The following is a 17,745-nucleotide window of genomic DNA, read 5'->3' on the forward strand; positions in this document are numbered from 1 at the left end:
ATGGCTCCTTCCTGCGTTCTCGTTGGGCGGGGACGCACAGACTCCCTACTTATTGCCTTTGCCCCACCAGCTGTAGAGCGTTTTCACATCCGTGGTGCTGGATTCCGCTGAAATCCATGTGAGTTCAGTCCAGTCAGTCCAGATGAACAGTGATTCTCCGTCCAGTACCTGGCTCAGCAATTGGCCCCGGTGTACGTCTGGAGGATCAGCCGGGAATCCCCAGTAGCCGGCGGCCGGCGGATACTGGACGTCGCCTTCCTTGATGCCTCGGCCCGTTGCGTAGGAACTGAAGCCGTCCTTGAGCGACTGGAGGTTCGCGAACCCGAAAACGTACACGTTTGGTTCCTGGCCCACGGGGAAGATGCCCATGCCGCGTGCCCGGCACTCCACTGCCGCTGTGGCGCCGCCTTGGGGTGCGTACGTGCCGCACGTGCCCACATTCAGGAGCCCCAGATTGGCTGAATTGACCAGACCGCATTCTCCTGCCGAGAGCTCTGGCCTCTCGTACCCGCCGCAGACCCGTGGAGCCGCCTTCGTGGTGCGGGGTGAGGCCGGCTCCCCGGGAGTCTGCGTTGGGGATGAGGTTTCCGTTGTGGGCGCGGTTGGTGCGCCGGGCGGCTGCCCGCCGGCGGGCGCGCAACCGGCAAGCGAAACGGAGGCGGCCAGTGCCGCGCAGCGGACGGAGCGTCGGGGCATGTTCTACTCCTTGTAAACTTCGACGTCGGCGAGGCGCAGGACCCCGTCGTCTGAACGCCAACCGGGTCTGAGTACCCGGACGATCCGGAGTGCCAGGCTCGACGACGGGGCTGTGACGCCGGCAACGCCGTTGTGCAGCCGGATGTCAAAGGGATCTCCGGGGTGCGGGGTGATCGGAGTGACTCCCACGGCTCGGAGGGACTTTTGGATATGGGCCCGGACCACCTCACTTGCGGAGAGGTCGTAAGTTCCGATAAATGCTTGCAGCAGGGTTTCGTAAGCCGGAGCGAGGCCCCTGGGGTCCAAGCCGGGTCCCGGACCCGCCAGGACAGTCTCACCGTCATAAGCCGGGTTGGCGCCCCGGGCCATCCGGACCAGGACCAACCCGAGCAAAACAACCGTCAGCAGAAGGATTGCGATTGCGACCACTGCCCACAAGGGCAAATTGGCTAGCTGCAGGTCTGTGGCTGGCGTGCCGGGGTCCGGGCCGGAGGCACCTGTCGGCGTCACTTGGGGTTGCTGCTCCACCGGCTGAGTAGGCGCGACTGGCAGAGTAGGCGCCACCGGCTGCCGCTGTTCAACCGGTCCGGAAGGGACGGCCGCCTGGCTGGGCAGGCACAGTGCCCCGCCGTCCGGCGCAGGGTTCCCCGTGCAGGGCTGGGGTGCAACGCCGGTGGCGGTCACTGCCTACGTCACCATGCCGCTCAGAGTGCCCTCAGGACGGCGCCCGCCAGCGTAATCGGCAGGAAGACCCAGGGGTTCTGGATGGCGATTGATGTAGTGGCTTCCAGGGGCTCGCGGCTGACTTCCCCGCTCACGCCCGGCAATCCGGCAGGGATGGCGTCAGGGGCTTCCAGCGGGCCAACCTTCAGCGGTTCCACTTCCCCTGCGCCCGCCTGTGCGGGTTCAGCGCTTTGACCTTCCGCTGAGGTTTCCTGGACGGAGTCGCTGTCGGAGTCTTCTACGGCATCCGCCGGAGGTTCGTCGCACACAATCATGGCGTTTTGCGAGTCGGCCCACGAGTTGAGGAACAGGCCAATGGGCACTTCCGCCAGGTTGCCGCCAGCCCTACCCGGATCCGACAGAATCACCGTGCCCCGCTCCGTGTTGATGCCGGTGACCACGACGGCGTGGTCCGCAGTGTTGTCTTCTGCCGCCTCGCCGGTCCACAGTTCCCCGCTGTCGACGGCCAGGATAACGCTGTGGCCGGCTTCAAGCTCTGCGGCCAGAATGTCGAGGTCGCCGAAACGCAGTTCGGCGGGGACGCCGGCCGCGTTGAGTACTTCGACGCCCTTTTCGATCGACATACTTGGAACGCCGTCGTGGCCTACGGTGAAGGCCCCGATTTCGTTGGCGATGTCCACGAACACCATCTCATCCTTGAAGGGCATGCCGGTGTATTCGGAGACAATTTGCGCGATGCTGGCGGGCAAGCAGAATCCGTTCTCCGCCTGTTCGAACCAATACTCGGCATCGCCGATCGGATCCCCGATGAGGACGCCGTCCTGAACGCTCCAGCCCGTGCTGCCCTGGTCCGGCTCGATTGGCTGATCGGCGGTGTCGTCACCGCCGGGCTCAGCGGGCAGCTGCTGGTCCAGGGCTGCCACGAGGTCTGGAGAGGCGGCCATGAGGTCCTCCCGCGAGACCCATTGGCCTTCAGCGTTCCCCGACGCATCAGTGATGACATACCCGCCGTCCGATTCGGTGACAAGCACGTCCACCTTTCCATCGCCGTCGAGGTCCATGTATGCAGTGTCGAGCGATGTATCGGCGTCCGAATCGAGGGCTACGAAGGAAACTGCCTGGTCGATTCGTACGTAGAGTGCGTCAATGGTGCCGTCCTCGTTCAGGTCCACTGATTCGTAGTCGGTGCCACCCGTCTCCTCGGCGGCGCCGGGTTCGGGCATTTCTTCGGTCACCGTGTCTGGTGTTGTGTCCATGGTTTCCTCCTAGTGGAAATGGTGACTGTTAGAGGTGCCGAGCCGGCGAAAAGTTCCGTTTAGAGGAGGTGGAGTTTCGTCAAGCTCCCGTCGATGTCCGCCAAATGTTTGTCGATCGTGGCTATGTCCCGTTTGAGGGCGTCGATCCGCTGCTGGGAGGCCTGGGCTGAGAGTTGTTCCTGGGCCTGGCTCTCCCGGATGAGCTGCTGCAAAGCGGCCAGGGAATCCTGCAGCTGGGTACGATAGGTGACCACTATTTCCGGTTTCAGACGGCGAAGCCGTGCGTCCAGATAGTCCGCAACGACGGCCCGCTCGGCCTGGGCCAGCCGGGGAATTTCCGCCAAAAGCCGGGTCTTCTCGAGCATGTTCTGGCGGTAGTAGCGGTTGATTGCAAACCAGCCGCCAGCGCCCAGTACCGTGAAGGGGATGCCGATCGTTGTGGCGAACCCGGCGACGGCGGTGCTGACGATTGCGCCGGTGGCAACGCCGACGCCGGTAACAAGCCCTGCGGCCGAGCCGCCAATGCTTGATCCCATGACGAGGGACATCACTTGGGACGGATCAAAGCCCCCGGGGCGACGCTCGCTGCTGAGTTGCGGTGTGTCTCCCGGAAGCTCGGCTGCCCGCAGTATGTCATCCAGCACTGCGGGTAGGGGCACGTCGCGGAACACTCCGTGGGCCAGATTGCTGAGCTGGAGCTCGGAGTCGTTGATGATATCAGCCCGAAGTGCCATGAGTTCGGCGAAGATGTCGCTGGTGAGCTGACGGGTGGTTTTCTCGTCCCTCAGCGCTTTGGTTGATTGGATACGGTTCTTCCAGTCCGCGGCCCAGGCGTCAAACTTGAGGCTTGCCTGCCGCAGGACGCCGGCGCGGAGCTCACCCAGGTCCCGTTCCAGGTCCAGGGTCCACCGCTGTTGTTCGTCTTTCAGCTCGGACAGGCGCTGACGCTCGGTCATCATCCCTGCCCTGGCTTCGGCCGGATCGTCGGCAATCACCAGTTGGGTGAGCCGCGTTTGGCGGTGCGCGTCCAGCGCCGAGCGCGCCAGCCGGAGGGCATTGGCTGTGGGGGCAGTGCCGGCCTTGGCGAGGTCCCGAGTCAGGGCCAGGACGAACTGCGGGAGCCCGGACGCGTCGAGCAGGGCTTCGCGCAGGGACGGATCCGTCCTGGAGTTCGCCGCGTTCGCCACGACGGCCGAAACGCCGAGGACAAAGGCGTCGGCCAGCCGGGGGATCCGTGCCTTGAGCAAGGCCGCGTTTCCCGCCACGACGTCTTGCCAGGAGCCCGGGTAGAGATCGGTCTTGGTGACCACCACGCCCACCGATTCCACCTGGGCAGAACATTGCTCTACGTATGCCATCTCTGCGCTCGACAGCAGCGAGCCGGCATCGGTGACAAAAACGGCAACGGAGGCAGCTTCCAGGATTTTGAGGTTCAGCAACGACTGGGGACCTGCCAGGCCCCCGGCGCTGGGGGCGTCCAGCAGGACCACGTCGCCGAGCAGTCCGGCGGCGGTTTCCACCTCCATTCCAATGGCATCTCCCGGCCCGTTCGCAGATCGGGTGCCATCGGGAAAAACCCACACGGTGCTGCCGGTCATTGTTCCGTCGCCGTCGCCGTCAGCCCTGGCCGGGGCCACCAGTCTGTAGAGCGCGTGTCCTCCGGTCTCGGAGTCACAGGCGCGCAGGTCCGGGGCCAGCAGGTTGACCAGGGCGCTCTTGCCACGACCGCTTTCTCCTACAAAGACCACCACGGGTGTGCCGGTGGAGCCGGTGGCCTGACGGATGATGCGGTCGGCTGCACCGGCGTGCCCCACGGTCCGCAGCAGGCGTGTCGACGTGCTGAGCACCGCCCTTGCGGAGTTCAGGGTGGACAGCCGCTGCAGCTCAGTATCCGGCGGCATCATCGTAGCCCAGCGGGTCGTCGTCGTCGTCCCACCCGGCCGCTCCAGACAGGTCCTCATGCTGGGGGTCGGAGGGGGTGTTGCCGCCGGACTGCAACAAGCCAGCGCCGGACTCACCGTCGGAGTCGTCGTCAGTGTCGATGTCAACGTCTGTGTACGCGGAAGCGGGATCAACGGCTGAATTGTCTGCTGAATCGTCCTGCCCGGAGTCCGGTTCCGCGGCTGCGAAGGCGGCATCCATGGCACGATCCCAGACGGCTTCGGGTGGCCCCTCAGGTACCAGCAGGATCTGCTTGAAGGAGCTCTCGGGAATTTCGTTGCTCATTTCTAGAATCCTTGGTCTAAAGGGTGGTCGATCATTTCCGGCAGGTCTATAGTGGCTCTACTACCGGCTAGTGCGGGGGGCACGGCGACCTGAACCCAATGGGGGAACTATGGACGCGACCGTGGCCCAATCGCTGCTTCTGGATGCTGCAATAGGGGGAGATGCTCGTTCTTTCGAGTCCCTTGCCACTCAGCACCGGACCATGATCTGGTCCGTCTGTCTGCGCATCACGGGGAATACCTATGATGCCGAGGATGCCCTGCAGGAAACACTGCTCGCCGCCTGGCGCGGCATAGGGCGATTTCGCCGGGACTCCAGCTTCGGTACGTGGATCTATCGCATCGCTGCCAACGCCGCGCTGGCGGTCATCCGCTCGAGACGCTCCACGGAGATCGAGGTGGCCGACGACTTCGCGCCCGAACGGGATTTCGCCGAGAGCCTCGCCTCCGCAGACCTTGTGCAGCAGACCTTGAAGACGTTGCATGAAGATCTGCGCGTTGCCCTGGTGCTGAGGGAATTGTGCGACTTCACGTATGCACAAATTGCGGAGTACCAAGGTGTGGGTGTGGCCACCGTTAAGAGCAGGATAAGCCGGGCCAGGCATGCCTTCGAGGCTGCCGTTGGGGGCGGCTTCAACTAATTTCCTGGCCCACCCCGGGACGCGAACGCCTCCAACCACTTGGCCGATCATGTCGCACTCCTGGGAGTCTCGGAACGAATGAGGAGGGACCGGGCAATGACGCGCGCGGCCCGGGCTTCTGCACCGGTTGATGCCGTGCCCACCATCGACTGGTAGTGCGAGGCCAGCTCCAGGTACCGGTTCCCGCCGTGCATCGCTGGGCCAGGGTTCGGCGTCGGGCCAACATCCGGCAGCAACGGAGCGGGCTTGGTCAAACCCTCAAGCACTGCCACTAGCTCGTGCTCCGGGTCCGCGGTCCGCAACAAGGCCAACGCCGCTACCTCCTGCAACCGGTGGAAGGCGGGTGCGTGCCTGGCCGATTCAACCAGGAGTCGTGCCGGGGACGGCCAGGAATTAGCGCGTGCTGCTGCCTGCAGCCCTGTCAGCACGGCTTCAACACGGGCGCTCTCGATGGGCCCCGTCACCTCGGATTGCAGGACCCGCTCCAGCTGCGTCAGTCCGGACCGCTCGTTCAGCCACGCCGTCAGTTGCCCGGCAGAACCGCAGTGTTCCCTGCCAAACCTGATTCCGTAGGAGCCGATCAGCGCGGTGAGCCGCTGGAAGTCCTCCTTGCGGACGCCCGGGGGTGGGCCGAGCTGTTCCGCAAACTGCAGTTGGGTGGCGTCCGCGGCCTGCAGGGCGCGAAGCACGCGGACGTCCTGTTCACGCAAGGCTCCGGTCCGCACGGATTCGGCGAGCAAGCCTGAGATCGGGAGGACGGCTGTCAGCTGCGGCATCCGTGCGGTGAGCCCGGTCGCGGCGGTGCGTGCCGCTTCGATGGGATCGGCCGTGTGCCAGGGGCCGCCGCCGAAATTGTCTGCGTGGGCAACGAGGCCGATCACCGGCACGCGTCCAGGCACTCCTTCCGTCGCGCCTACTCCTCCCACTGAACCGTGTCCGTGCCGTTCCCTGTAACTGGAGATAAAGGTTTCATCGTCGGGCCGTAGTTCGTCCCGGATGAGGAAGAGCAGAACGTCCGGATCCACCGGGGTGTTTGAGTCCCCGAGCATCCCGGATTCCGTTCTGGCGGAGTTGTCCGTGGCCGCGGAACCCAGCCCCGGGGTGTCAATAATCGTGGATCGTTCCAGCACTGCGGCCTGCAGGTAGATGCGGAGGTACTCAATGGTTGCCGGCGGGATGCTGCCCGTCATGGGCCCGGAGGCGGCTAACGGAAGCGGCGCGATCTGCCCCGCCTTCATGACGGCTTCTGCCCGGGCGGGCGCGCCGAATGAGTAATAGGAGAGCAAGGCGGTAGTTTCCTGCGCGGAGGTGGGGGCCATCTTGGCGCCGATGAGGCTGTTGACCAGCGTGGACTTGCCTGTGTTCACGCGGCCGGTCACTGCAACGACGGCCGGTTTCCCGAGGGCGAGCCTTAGCCCGTCCACAATCGGGGCGCCAGGCAGGCCAACCAGCCCTTCAACATCGTCCAGCAACCGGAGGGCAGCGGACCGAAGGTCCGGGAAGGCCTCAGACAGTTCACTCACGGCCAACGCTCCCTCCTGCCCAGTACTTTATCGATGCCTAGTTTGATGCGTGATTCGGCCCAAAAGTTCCCCGGAAAATGGATTCTTTCAGGGGAACTTTCCGTCCCGAGACGGCCTCTAATCATCACCAAAACAAAAAAGGAAGCAAGACTTCCGCTTCAGAAGGAGAGCATCATGTCACTGGAAAACTACTCGTTCACCGACAACAACGGCGACGGGGTGGGCGACGTGGGCGCGGCAGACCTCAACGGCGACGGCGTTGCGGACGCCTACGCACTCGACACCAATTTCGACGGCTATGTTGACACCTACCAGCTTGATGCCAACGGCGACCAGTACTTCGAGTCGATCGGCTATGACAACAACCTTGACGGTGTCGCGGACGCCTTGGCGACGGACACAAACCTGGACGGCAGGATTGACACCACGGTCATCGACAGCGACCAAAACCGGGTAGCTGAAACGATGCTCGTAGACAGGGACGGCGACGGCGTCCAGGAGATGGGCCTTTACGACTCCAACCAGGACGGCCGGTTCGACAGCTACACAACGCCTGAGACGGGAAACGTCGCGCTTCAGGATCCATCCATGAGCCCGGTGCTGGAAAGCACCACGGTTGGCGGAGGCGCCCACAACGGAACGCTCGATGCTATGTCCACCAGCCCCGTCCTCTTGAACAGCCCCTACGCCACCAGCATGATCAATCAGATGGCGGAGAGTCAGAAGATCGCTGGGCAAGTTTGGACGCTACCGGACAACTTCGAACTCGTTAAGCGCAACTACTAAGCCGGACAAACAGGTGAGCCGCAGGCGGCGAGGACGGCGCCTGCGGCTCACCATCATGGATGCCAACTTTCCCCGGATAGTTCGGAGCGGGCCATGGACTTACCACTGATGCCGGCTGACCTAACGAACACTCTTTACGACGCCGGCGCCTCCGGCGGGGGCCTTTCGTTTGCATTGAGGACGCCGTGCCGAAAGGTGGCAGCCAGTGCCTTCCCGGCCGTATGTTCTCCACACGGCAGCTATGGAGGGACGGACTGGCTCATACTCTCCGCGCTGGTGTTGGCTGTCCCGGTGGTTGGCTACGCGATGGGTCCGCTACCGCCGCTTCCGGGTCAGCGCGATCTCTCAGCACAGGCCCCATGTCCCTGGCGCAGGCACAATTGACCTCCCCGCAGCGGAGATCTTGATCGAATCTTGTCGGTCGGTTGCGCGAACCTGAAGGTTGAATGGGCACAGTAGGGTCAACCGGTGAAGAACACGGCCACAGCCGCTGGGCGGTCCGTTCGGAGGCCCAACCGATTGCTACGGGGGACGTAGATGTCAGAGCTTGCCTATCGCATCAAGGAACATGCCGGGGCCAGCCGCCGGGTCCCGGTGTGGCGAACCGGGCGGTCATTGCCGGCCTTGGCCACGCCAGCTCCCGCCGGGCGCCCACCAATCGCTCCGGCTCCGGCCACGGCGCCCAAGGAAGTGCTGGAGCCGTCGGCTGTGCTCCATGCAGGTATCCGGTCCGTTCCTTCGACCTCTCACCCTCACGGGACCGCCCATCTTCGCCCTGCCGTCAAAGTCCCTGTCCGGCTCAGCCTGGCGGGCCTCGGAGCCGTCACCGGTTCCGTGAGCGTGCATCTGACTATCAGTCCGGTGACGCCGGCAGCTGGTGACGTGTCGGTTTCGATCTCATGGGCGGAAGTGGGCGGCGTGTCTGTTTCGCCGGCGCTGAAGCGCACGGGCACTACCTTTTCCGCTGCCTTCACCTGCGTTGTCCCCGCAGGTACAACGCAGGTGGACGTCGATCTCGGTGGCCACAGCTACCGTGGCAGGAACAGTGACCACCGCGACTTCGCGCTGAACGCCGAGGTGATTCTCCAAGAGCATGGGAAGCAGGCTCCGACTTTTCTGTTTGCGGGTGCCCTGATCCACCTGTGAGCCCTCTCATGGCGCAGTCAGGTATGAGCGCAGTTGGTCGAGAGCGCAGCCGGGTCAGCCTGAAGCCATCATCGCTGCTGATCGACAACCGCGCTGAGCCCGCTATTCATCATCGGAGATTTGGCATCTAAAGAAGTTGTTTCTACGGGGCCTTTGGCATGGGTCGATGTGGGGTGGCGGGATGAACCACGGGATCCCGGTTTTGACCTGGATCTGCCACGCGGATGTGGGGAGGGAAGATCCGGGTGGTCCGGCCGATGTCGAGGACGCGGCCCTGGCTGCTGAGGAGGACGGGGATGATGTCGGCGTCGCAGGCGATCTTCCGGACCGTGCCTGCCGTGACGGGCCCGGTGAACGTGAAGGACCCGGCTCCCGGGATGCCAGTTGCGCTGTCGGTGCCGGCCCGCCGGTCGAGGCGGTCGAGGCGGTTCAGGAGGTCGCGGTAGTCGATGGTGACCATGACCTGGGGACGCAATCCGCCGGCAGCGGGGAGGTTTCCGCTGGCGAGGGCGGTTTTGGCGGCGCCGACGAGGCCGTCCAGGAGCTGCTGGGGCCGGGTCCGCCGGTCCAGGTCCTGTTCGCCTGGTTGGGTGCGGGGGTTGGTGGCGGTGTTCATCACGGTCAGGAGGGGTTCGTATTGGTCCGGGGTGGCGAAGAATTCCACGTGGTGCAGTCCGCGGCGGGGTTTCCGGATGAAGACGCCCTGCCGGTGCCGGAGTTCCTCCTGGGTGGGTTCGCTGCCGTCCTGGTCGGCCGCGTCAACCAGTTGCCGGGCAACGCGGGCGACGAAGTCGGTGTCTTGTTCGGCCGCGGTGCGGGTCAGGGTGTGTTCCATCCGGGCCATGGTGTCCGCGGGGGCGTGATGCCGGACCCGGTCCAGGGCGAGGGTGATGATCGTCGCGGAACGGGAGCTTACCGACCCGGACGCGACGGCCGCGGCGAGCACGGGCCGTTCCGGAGGTTGGGGGTGGCCGGTGATCCCGGCCCGGGGCAGCACGGCCTCGGCCAGGGCGAGCCGGCGTCGGGCTTCGCCGGTACCGATCCGCAGCCGTGCCTGGAGGAATTCGGTGGTGTTCCGGCACCCGTCATCGGCCGGATCCGGATCGTCGGTCTTCGGCGTTCCCGGGCCGCCATCCGTTTGACCCGCCGTCCCGGTAGCCCAGCCGATCGGCCCATGCACGGCCGTCTCGTTGCCCCACCCGGTGCTCCAGCCGGCGGCTGAGCATGAGCGCGCGGTAGAAATAGCCTGGCTCCGGGTGCGGTCCACGGCCCCGGCCGCGACCACCTGCAAATATTCAGCGGCCCGGGAAATATCCTCCACCCGGGAAGCGAAGTCAGCAGCCTCCCGGAAACCCAACACCGCAGCGTCCGCGACCGCCGTCGAACATGCCGTCGGGCTCCGACCGGCCGCCGATGTTGTCCGTCGGCGGCACGGCCCGCAGGCTCCGTTTGAGTGTCGCCGGTTCAAACGGAGCGTCAGGAAACCGCCCAAGGCGCAGGGCCTGGTTCGGGGCGAATTCTCCAACGGCTTCCATGGGATAACTCTGCCAATGAGGTCCGACATTTTAGGTTTGTTGGTCTGTGGTAAACCTCAAAGGCCAAGCTCCGCCTTGGGAACGGCGGTAGCAGGCGGGCAGCCCTAGATCGTTCGTCGTCCTGGTACCTCGCCACCACCACACGCTCGCGAGACCCGTCCCCTCTAAATATGGCCGTACGCGATCTCCAGCGACCAAGCCCCGGCCGACTTTAGACCCTCCCCAGTTCAAGTCGGCAGGACCGGGCTATCACGCGCTGTCCCCTGCGCGTCCGGATAATCAGCCAGCGGACAGGCGGCGAGGGGGCAGGTCGGGCGGTCCCTGTGGCTGTCGCCTGCCCGCCGGACCGGACTGGGGCAACCTCCATGAAACCAACCACAGTTATGGCCGCTAGTTGAAGATGTCAGCCAGAATGCCGAGGATACGTCCGGCGCGGGCGATGTTGGTATCAATCCACTCAAGGGCACTGTCAGTCTCGTCCCAAATCGACTGGGCCTGCGGAACGTGGTTGGCCGCCAGCACGTCTTGCAGTAACAGCACCTCAGAGATGAGTTCCAAAGCGATGTGAAAAGTCCGTTGGACGAGGAAGCGGGTGTGGGGTGTTGCGTCGAGGACCGCAGGTTGGCCGTCCGACCAGGCCAACAGCGTCTCCAGTTCACCGGCGTCATTGTTGAGGAAGGAAAGTGAGCACTGTCCGAGTCCTGAGTCGTCGACGACGTCGTGCTCCATCAGAGGACGCAGGCACGTACTGGACTGGAGTGCGGCTTGCGCCGGAGCCGAAGCCAGGATCAACTGGCGTTGCTCCAGGAGCCCAGTCATCATGCCGCCGAGCCTTGCGCACGCGTTAATGCCAGGATGATTGCTCGCAGCCACAAGATACGCCACGACAATGATCGGGGTGGCCGCGGTCGGCACGGACGCCTCAACCTCCAAACAGTCCGGGCCCCACGGGCGGACCCGCCAATCTCCCCAGGGATAGTACGGGGTTATGCTCGGCTCGTGCTGCAGGAAGAGCCTCAAGGGTGGCGCAGCTTCCGCAACCGGTACCTGCGGGTTTGGTGTCGCCACCAGTGTCCGCTGAGGTTTGAGGTGAGCGACCTTGTAAATCAATCCCACCGTGTTGATGAACCGGACCTCGCTTCCGCTGCCGGGAGTGACGGTACGTATCCATTCGAGCGCCTTGTCGTACGTGGTCTGGACACGCTGCCCGTCGGGGCAGGTCAGCAGCCACTTAGAGCCCGCCTGCTCTCGGAGTGTGAACGTGGGCGGTAGCTCAACGTAGTCCGGCGCTTTGGCGGGCAGTTGAAGGCTCACTGGTTCCATAACGTGCCACCTGTCTGATGCTGGCTACGTGGGTCCGCTGTCCGATCATGATCCCGCCGACCATCCGGGGTGTCAATGGTCTCCGATAACCGTAGCCATCCGAACGGAGTAGGCCCTTCCTGCGACGCCGGGGCCGGGCGCACATGGTCATCCCGGCTTGATCAGGGGCGAACTCTTCAACGGCTTCCATTGGATATCTCTGCCAAAGGGGTCCGTCATTGAAGGCTGCCGCTCTACGGAGCTAACCCCGAATGCCGGGGCGTGTCCTGGCAATGCTGAAATCTCAATTCCGCCCTGCCGGTCAACCTTCACGCACAGGAAAACTTGACCGAATCTTGCAAAACGTTTGCGGCAACCTTTGGCGGCGTTGGGGAGAGTGGGCACAGCCGGGGAAACGCGGCCAAAGCACACGGCCGGTCCATGGGGGCTGGCTCCAGCCGAAACTATGTGGGGGCGCAATTGTCTGAGGAATTGAACGCAAACGCTACGAGCAGCGAAGAGCGCGGTTTCAGCCGCCGCAGGGTAGTCAAGGGAGTTGCCTGGTCGGTGCCGGTTATCGTGACAGCCATCGCGGCTCCGGCTGCGGCTGCGTCACCGGGAAAGTTCGAAGCGCTGTTGGACTATGCGAGTGGTCAAGCTGTCACGTTTGTTCAGTTGGCCAACCCCGTTAAGGGACAAAACCGTCCGGGCAAGGGTCCAATAGCTTTTCACGTGAAGAACATCAGTGGGGCTGCCTCAGGCGAGATAAAGGGCACGATAACCATCACCTCCTCCGATACCGTGAACCCAGGGGTGGGGATTAAGGCTGACACATTCACCGGGGGTGGCCTGACCCCGACGGCACTGCCTCCGGCAAACGCATATTCGGCTGGATTCAGCCTAACCGGCGGTGTCGCGAACGGTGCGACGGTCAGTTTCCCCATGGGTCTTTACTACACGGGTACCGACAAGAATGCTGCCAAGGGCAAACAATTCACCCTGACAGTTTCGTTCTCGTCTCCGACGGGTCTGTCCGACTTGCCTACGACCCTTACGCTCAACTAAGGGCTGCTTCCCGTGGTCTGGCGCCACTCGCCCCACGTCGCCCAAGCCCGCACCGAACCAGCCGGCAGGGTTGCATTGCTCCACCTGGACGCCATCCAGCCGGTGGCCCTCGAAGGCCAGATGCAGACCCAGGTGGAAAGCTTCCTAGCAAATCTTAGGACCCAGCGGCTCGTTGAAGCTGGTACCAAAACTTCGCAGTAACAGCGTCAGATCCGGGGGGAATCATGAACGGCGGGAACATACAGATGGAGTGGGACTCACTGCAGTTCGAGGAAACGTTCGGCGGCGGGGATCTGCTGTGCGTGGACGTTTTGGGCACGCAGTTCGCTATCCGTTGGGGCCGCGAGGTCACCTGGGAGCAGCGGGAGGTCATGCGCTCGGCCTGGGCCCGGTGCGCCACCACCGGCGAACAACTGGTTCCGCCGCTTCCCAAGGAACCCACGGAGTCCCTGCCGTTTTCTGCTTCCGTCGCGTACCAGTCCCTGGCGTACGACGGCGGGACGTTCCCGTTGCAGGCGGCCTCCTTTGAGGAGCTGGCTGAGAACCTCACCTCCCGGCTCACCGTGGCCGCCATCCTGGAAAACGCGGGGGAGCTCATGATGCTTCACGCCTGCGGCGTGGCGGATCCGGTCACGGGGGCGGTGGTGGCCCTGGTGGCCAAATCGGGAACCGGCAAGACCACCGCGGCCTCCGCGCTCGCGGGCGCCTACGGGTACGTCACTGACGAGACGGTCGCCATTGGTCCGGACGGCTCCGTGGTTCCCTACCCCAAGCCGCTGTCCGTGAAGCAGGAGCCGGGTGCACCCAAGCTTCAGGTGGGTCCGGATGAACTCGGGCTCCAGCCGGCGCCGTCCAAGCTGTTCATCCAGTCCATCGTGCTGCTGGACCGGATTGACGCCGAACGCACGGAAGGCGCCGAGGAAGCCATAGCGGCCCCGGTCCTTCAGCGGGTCCCGCTGGCCGACGCATTGCTGGCCCTGATTCCGGATTCCTCCTCCCAGGCGGAAATCGAGGAGCCGCTGCAGTCGCTGTGCCGGCTGATCGATCGTGTGGGGGGAGCATGGCGGGCCACGTATTCGGAGGCCGCCGACCTGCCGCAGGCCCTGGAACCGCTCTTCCGGAAGCAACGCCGCTCGAAGCCTGAGTGGGAAGCGCCCGGAGTTGAAACCGAGCTCGGTCCAATCCCGCAAGGCTGGATCCGCCGGGCAGAGCCAAAAGATGCCATAACCGTCGACGGCGACCTGCTGGTGATGCTGGATGCCGAGATCGTGCGGCTGAGCGGCATCGGACCGGCTATTTGGGAAGCAACAGCCAGCGCAGTCAGCCCGGACAATCTGGCCGACGAAATCGCGAAAGTGCACGGCAAACCGGAAGGCTACCGGGCCGCCGTCGCCGCAGCCGTAGAGCAACTCATTGAGAAATCAGTCCTGGAACAGGGCCACGAATAGCTCACAGAGGTGGCGGCCGGCCGAGGCAGTAACCCGGCAACGAAGACCGGGACGAGAAACATACAAACGTGGAAGGAACCACCATGAGCGTCACCACAGCTGCCACCGCGGAACCACCCGCCGGCCTGGATCTGGCCGACTACCTTCGGGTTGTCAGGGTGTACTGGAAGGCAATCGTCGCCTTCACCCTGCTGGCCACATTGACGGCGTTCGGCTGGACGGCCCTCCAGCCGAAGATCTACTCATCAGATTCCAGCGGCATCGTGGTGACGCCGGGCTCGGACAATGTGAGCCTCTCCCTCGCAGGCGACAGCCTGGCCAAGGCAAAGGTCAAAAGCTACGAATCCGTGGCCAAGTCCAGGCTCGTGGCGGACCGTGTGATCGCTGACCTTGGCCTCAAGACCACGGCGGACGGGCTGCTCGGCACCGTCAGCGTGAAGGTTCCGCTGGACACGGCCGAGATTCGCGTGACGGCACTGTCGCCGGACCCGGCCACGGCCCAGCGCGTGGCCGATGCGTGGGTCAAGGGTCTCGCCGCTCAGGTGGAAGCAATCGAAACAGCACCCCCCGCCGAGGCGCTTGCCGCGACCGGCACCGATGCAGCTTCCGGCACCGGAGCAACGCCCGACGCCGGAACGCCAGCCACCGCGTCCGCTTCGGCTGTGCGGGTGCTCCCGCTGGGCAAGGCAGTCCTTCCCACCAGCCCCGTTTCACCCAACGTCAAGCTGACGCTGGCCCTCGGTGCGCTGATCGGCCTGGCTCTCGGCGTGGCCTATGCACTGGTGCGCCGTCACCTGGACCGGCGCATCCGCAATGCCGCGGAGATTGAGCGCCTCTTCGACGTTCCGGTGATCGGCACCCTCCCCGTGGACCACCGGCTGGACGGCAAGAGCACCATCCTGGAAGGCGGCTACACAGCCCACCTCCACGGTGCCCCGGCAGGCAGCGCTATGGCCGAGGCCCTCCGGGAACTGCGCACCAACCTGAGCTTCCTGGACGTGGACCAGCCGCCGCGGATCATCGTGGTCACCAGTTCCATGCAGTCCGAAGGCAAGTCAACCGTTACGGCCAACCTGGCGGTCACCATGGCGGCTGCCGGCGAGAACGTGGTGGTGGTCGACGGCGACCTCCGCCGCCCCACGCTGGTGGACGTTTTCAACCTGGTTCCGGGAGTCGGGGTCACCGACGTGCTCACCGGCACCGCCGAACTCGAGGATGTCCTCCAGCCCTGGGGCGCTATGCCGAACCTTTCCGTCCTGGGTTCCGGCCGTGTACCGCCGAACCCCAGTGAGCTGCTGGGTTCCCGGGCCATGAAGAACATGCTCAACGCCCTGGCAGAGAACGCAATCGTCCTGATCGATGCCCCGCCGCTGCTTCCCGTCACGGATGCTGCCGTCCTGTCCCGCGTGGCTGATGGCGCCATTGTGGTGATCCGGACCGGCAGGACCACCCAGGAGGAACTGGGGCAGTCGCTGGGCAACATGGACAAAGTCAGGGGCAGGGTTCTGGGGGCGGTCCTTAACTACGTGCCTACCAGCGGCGCCGATGCCTACACCTACCATGGGACGTACCAGGCAGCTGCGGCCCCGGAAAACGCGGCCTCTTCCAGCATGGATTCGGAAGAGCTGGGCTTTCTGATCGGGGACAGGCCGGCCACCCGCAGCGTCGAGGAGCATGGGCCTGTCCGCCGCCGCGTGACGAACTAGGTGCGCTATATACCCTTCGGCGTGGGCGACCCGCCCCCACCGCTCGCAGCAGGCCTACCATGACGAAACTGTCAAACCGACGGCCAGGAAACCACTACTCTTGCGTTATGACTCTGACATTAGCCGTAGCCGGTTCCTCCGCCGCCAGCGCGGTTGTCTCCGGCACGTCTCCGTGATCTGGCAAAGGGGCGCCCACGTCGCCGAGGTGCGCGAATCAGCCAATCGCGTAGCCCTGCTCCAGCTGGACGCTGACCAGCCAGTGGTCCTGGAGGGTAGTGCGGCTGCCGTCTGGCTGCTGATCGACGGTGTTCGCACTCAGGCCGAAATGGTCGCCGAACTTGTGTACACGTTCGGCGAGGCAGACGAGCGAATGGCCACGCATGTTGACACCTTCTTGTCCCAGCTTGCGGCCCAGCAACTGATAGAAGCGGTCGGCCAGGCATTTGTCGAACCCGATGCTCACCGTGGAAGCACTTCCAATGCAGGATGAGCCGCTCCAGGTTGGCGTTTTGGGGACGCAATTCGTGGTGGGATGGGGCCAAGCTTTGTCCGAACGCCAGCGCACCGCCATGCGGACGGCCTGGAAGCGTTGTGCCGGCCAACCAGGCACGCTCCCCGCCGCCCCGCCCCTCCTGCCCACCGAAACATTGCCGTTTTCAGCCGTTGTCGCCTACCGGACCAAGGACAGAAAGCCGGTTGAATTCCACCTGCAATCGGACACGTTTGAGGCGTTGTCCGAGCAGCTCACCTCCCAGCTAACACTCTTCGCCATCATGGACCATGCCGGTGAGTTCACCATGCTGCACGCTTGCGGACTGGCTGATCCCCGGACGGGCGCAGTGGTTGCACTGGTGGCCAAGTCCGGGACGGGAAAGACCACCGCCGCGTCCGCGCTGTCCAGCCGATACGCTTACGTCACTGACGAGACCGTCGCCATTCGATCCGACGGCTCAGTAGTCGCCTACCCCAAGCCGCTGTCCGTGAAGCAGACAATTCGCGGAGCGCCCAAGCTCCAAGTTGGCCCGGACGAGCTGGGGCTTCTGGCCGCACCGTCGGATCTTTCCATCCAGTCCATCGTCCTGCTGGACAGGGTCGCGGCTGGGCGTGGCCCCGTCAGTCCAGTCCTCCAGCAGGTGCCATTGGCGGACGCAGTCCTCGCACTGATTCCGGAGTCCTCCTCACAGGGCAAGATCGAGCAGCCGTTGCAGGCCTTGTGCCGGCTGATTGACAGGGTTGGCGGAGTCTGGAAGGTCAGCTACTCGGAGGCAGAGGACCTGGCCAAGTCCTTGGCTCCGCTCTTTGAACCTGCCTCATCACCGGGTGGATTCTCGGATGCGGACGGAAACGGGCCGGCCAAGTGGACTGCGCCAACGCTCGCCGGAGAAGAATGCGCCCTTCCGGATGGACGAATCCGGCGGGCTGCGGCGCTTGATGCCGTGGCTATTGACGGGGATCTGTTGGTGCTGCTGGAGTCCGGCATTGTCAGGCTAAGCGGCATCGCACCGACAATCTGGAGTGCTGCGGCCCGATCCTGTTCCATGGACGAACTATCAGAACGTACTGGCGACCGTCACGGACGTCCAAAGGGCTATAGGGCGCTAGTCGAAGAAGCTGTGGATCAGCTGATCTTCAGATCCATTCTGGAGTGCGGACCGCAGCCGGTTCCGGTACTTCGTGGCGGCCCCTTGGGGCATGCGGCAGGACGGGGCACTCGCCATGTATGACCAAAGTA

At 64.4% G+C, this 17,745-nt stretch carries 17 protein-coding genes; 8 read left to right on the top strand and 9 right to left on the bottom strand.

Features of this window, described 5'->3' with window-relative positions; all coding sequences use genetic code 11:
* Positions 1–45: 45 nt before the first annotated feature.
* The 5 genes from JOE31_RS06410 to JOE31_RS06430 all read right to left on the bottom strand — a co-directional run bounded on the left by JOE31_RS06410 (position 46) and on the right by JOE31_RS06430 (position 4,862).
* Positions 46–696, bottom strand: a complete 651-nt coding sequence (locus tag JOE31_RS06410) for a hypothetical protein (protein ID WP_209742686.1) — start codon at positions 694–696, stop codon at positions 46–48.
* A 3-nt stretch (positions 697–699) separates the two neighbouring features.
* Positions 700–1,206, bottom strand: a complete 507-nt coding sequence (gene grpE / locus JOE31_RS06415; RefSeq protein ID WP_209742688.1) for a nucleotide exchange factor GrpE — start codon at positions 1,204–1,206, stop codon at positions 700–702.
* A gap of 194 nt (positions 1,207–1,400) precedes the next feature.
* Positions 1,401–2,636, bottom strand: coding sequence for a C39 family peptidase (locus tag JOE31_RS06420; protein WP_209742690.1), 1,236 nt, complete (start codon positions 2,634–2,636; stop codon positions 1,401–1,403).
* A gap of 59 nt (positions 2,637–2,695) precedes the next feature.
* Entirely contained in the window at positions 2,696–4,537 is a 1,842-nt protein-coding gene (locus JOE31_RS06425) for a hypothetical protein (protein ID WP_209742692.1), read from the bottom strand.
* Positions 4,521–4,862 carry a hypothetical protein gene (locus JOE31_RS06430; RefSeq protein ID WP_209742694.1) on the bottom strand — a complete coding sequence of 114 codons (342 nt, stop codon included), beginning with the start codon at positions 4,860–4,862 and terminating at the stop codon, positions 4,521–4,523. Before JOE31_RS06430 ends, JOE31_RS06425 begins: the two co-directional genes overlap by 17 nt.
* 109 nt (positions 4,863–4,971) lie before the next feature.
* On the opposite strand from JOE31_RS06430, the gene JOE31_RS06435 reads away from it, so the two are divergent.
* Positions 4,972–5,502 carry an RNA polymerase sigma factor gene (locus JOE31_RS06435; protein WP_209742696.1) on the top strand — a complete coding sequence of 177 codons (531 nt, stop codon included), beginning with the start codon at positions 4,972–4,974 and terminating at the stop codon, positions 5,500–5,502.
* Positions 5,503–5,549: 47 nt separating this feature from the next.
* Here the strand turns inward: JOE31_RS06435 and JOE31_RS06440 are convergent, their stop codons facing one another.
* A complete protein-coding gene (locus JOE31_RS06440; protein ID WP_209742699.1) occupies positions 5,550–7,025 on the bottom strand; it encodes a GTPase in 1,476 nt (491 codons plus the stop codon).
* A gap of 174 nt (positions 7,026–7,199) precedes the next feature.
* Here JOE31_RS06440 and JOE31_RS06445 point away from each other — a divergent pair, with 174 nt between their 5' ends.
* Together JOE31_RS06445 and JOE31_RS06450 are read left to right on the top strand one after the other, a co-directional pair.
* A complete protein-coding gene (locus JOE31_RS06445; RefSeq protein ID WP_209742702.1) occupies positions 7,200–7,811 on the top strand; it encodes a hypothetical protein in 612 nt (203 codons plus the stop codon).
* An 834-nt stretch (positions 7,812–8,645) separates the two neighbouring features.
* A complete protein-coding gene (locus JOE31_RS06450; protein ID WP_209742703.1) occupies positions 8,646–8,957 on the top strand; it encodes a hypothetical protein in 312 nt (103 codons plus the stop codon).
* Between the two features lie 142 nt (positions 8,958–9,099).
* Here the strand turns inward: JOE31_RS06450 and JOE31_RS06455 are convergent, their stop codons facing one another.
* The 3 genes from JOE31_RS06455 to JOE31_RS06460 all read right to left on the bottom strand — a co-directional run bounded on the left by JOE31_RS06455 (position 9,100) and on the right by JOE31_RS06460 (position 11,815).
* Positions 9,100–10,278, bottom strand: coding sequence for a DUF222 domain-containing protein (locus tag JOE31_RS06455; RefSeq protein ID WP_307864378.1), 1,179 nt, complete (start codon positions 10,276–10,278; stop codon positions 9,100–9,102).
* Positions 10,279–10,291: 13 nt separating this feature from the next.
* Positions 10,292–10,492 (bottom strand): hypothetical protein, encoded by a 201-nt coding sequence (locus tag JOE31_RS21805; RefSeq protein ID WP_307864379.1) that lies wholly within the window; start codon positions 10,490–10,492, stop codon positions 10,292–10,294.
* Positions 10,493–10,882: 390 nt separating this feature from the next.
* Positions 10,883–11,815, bottom strand: coding sequence for a hypothetical protein (locus tag JOE31_RS06460; RefSeq protein ID WP_209742704.1), 933 nt, complete (start codon positions 11,813–11,815; stop codon positions 10,883–10,885).
* A 459-nt stretch (positions 11,816–12,274) separates the two neighbouring features.
* Between JOE31_RS06460 and JOE31_RS06465 the strand changes: the two genes are divergently transcribed.
* The 5 genes from JOE31_RS06465 (at position 12,275) to JOE31_RS06485 (ending at position 17,737) form a co-directional block, all read left to right on the top strand.
* Complete coding sequence (locus tag JOE31_RS06465) at positions 12,275–12,859, top strand: hypothetical protein (protein WP_209748700.1); 585 nt, start codon at positions 12,275–12,277, stop codon at positions 12,857–12,859.
* A 245-nt stretch (positions 12,860–13,104) separates the two neighbouring features.
* Complete coding sequence (locus JOE31_RS06470; RefSeq protein WP_245199008.1) at positions 13,105–14,307, top strand: ATP-binding protein; 1,203 nt, start codon at positions 13,105–13,107, stop codon at positions 14,305–14,307.
* Positions 14,308–14,390: 83 nt separating this feature from the next.
* Positions 14,391–16,013, top strand: a complete 1,623-nt coding sequence (locus tag JOE31_RS06475; protein ID WP_209742705.1) for a polysaccharide biosynthesis tyrosine autokinase — start codon at positions 14,391–14,393, stop codon at positions 16,011–16,013.
* 259 nt (positions 16,014–16,272) lie between these two features.
* Positions 16,273–16,503: a PqqD family protein gene (locus JOE31_RS21810; protein ID WP_307864464.1), complete on the top strand. Its 231-nt coding sequence runs from the start codon at positions 16,273–16,275 to the stop codon at positions 16,501–16,503.
* Positions 16,478–17,737: a hypothetical protein gene (locus tag JOE31_RS06485; RefSeq protein ID WP_209748702.1), complete on the top strand. Its 1,260-nt coding sequence runs from the start codon at positions 16,478–16,480 to the stop codon at positions 17,735–17,737. Before JOE31_RS21810 ends, JOE31_RS06485 begins: the two co-directional genes overlap by 26 nt.
* Positions 17,738–17,745: the final 8 nt, after the last annotated feature.

The organism is Arthrobacter sp. PvP023, assembly GCF_017832975.1.
Taxonomy (GTDB): domain Bacteria; phylum Actinomycetota; class Actinomycetes; order Actinomycetales; family Micrococcaceae; genus Arthrobacter.

Excerpts from the sequence above, each read along its gene's own strand:
- JOE31_RS06435 (WP_209742696.1), top strand. The coding sequence starts at position 4,972 with ATGGACGCGACCGTGGCCCAATCGCTGCTTCTGGATGCTGCAATAGGG.
- JOE31_RS06460 (WP_209742704.1), bottom strand. The coding sequence starts at position 11,815 with ATGGAACCAGTGAGCCTTCAACTGCCCGCCAAAGCGCCGGACTACGTT.
- JOE31_RS06475 (WP_209742705.1), top strand. The coding sequence starts at position 14,391 with ATGAGCGTCACCACAGCTGCCACCGCGGAACCACCCGCCGGCCTGGAT.
- JOE31_RS21805 (WP_307864379.1), bottom strand. The coding sequence starts at position 10,492 with ATGGAAGCCGTTGGAGAATTCGCCCCGAACCAGGCCCTGCGCCTTGGG.
- JOE31_RS06410 (WP_209742686.1), bottom strand. The coding sequence starts at position 696 with ATGCCCCGACGCTCCGTCCGCTGCGCGGCACTGGCCGCCTCCGTTTCG.
- JOE31_RS06470 (WP_245199008.1), top strand. The coding sequence starts at position 13,105 with ATGGAGTGGGACTCACTGCAGTTCGAGGAAACGTTCGGCGGCGGGGAT.
- JOE31_RS06445 (WP_209742702.1), top strand. The coding sequence starts at position 7,200 with ATGTCACTGGAAAACTACTCGTTCACCGACAACAACGGCGACGGGGTG.
- JOE31_RS06425 (WP_209742692.1), bottom strand. The coding sequence starts at position 4,537 with ATGCCGCCGGATACTGAGCTGCAGCGGCTGTCCACCCTGAACTCCGCA.
- JOE31_RS06420 (WP_209742690.1), bottom strand. The coding sequence starts at position 2,636 with ATGGACACAACACCAGACACGGTGACCGAAGAAATGCCCGAACCCGGC.
- JOE31_RS06430 (WP_209742694.1), bottom strand. The coding sequence starts at position 4,862 with ATGAGCAACGAAATTCCCGAGAGCTCCTTCAAGCAGATCCTGCTGGTA.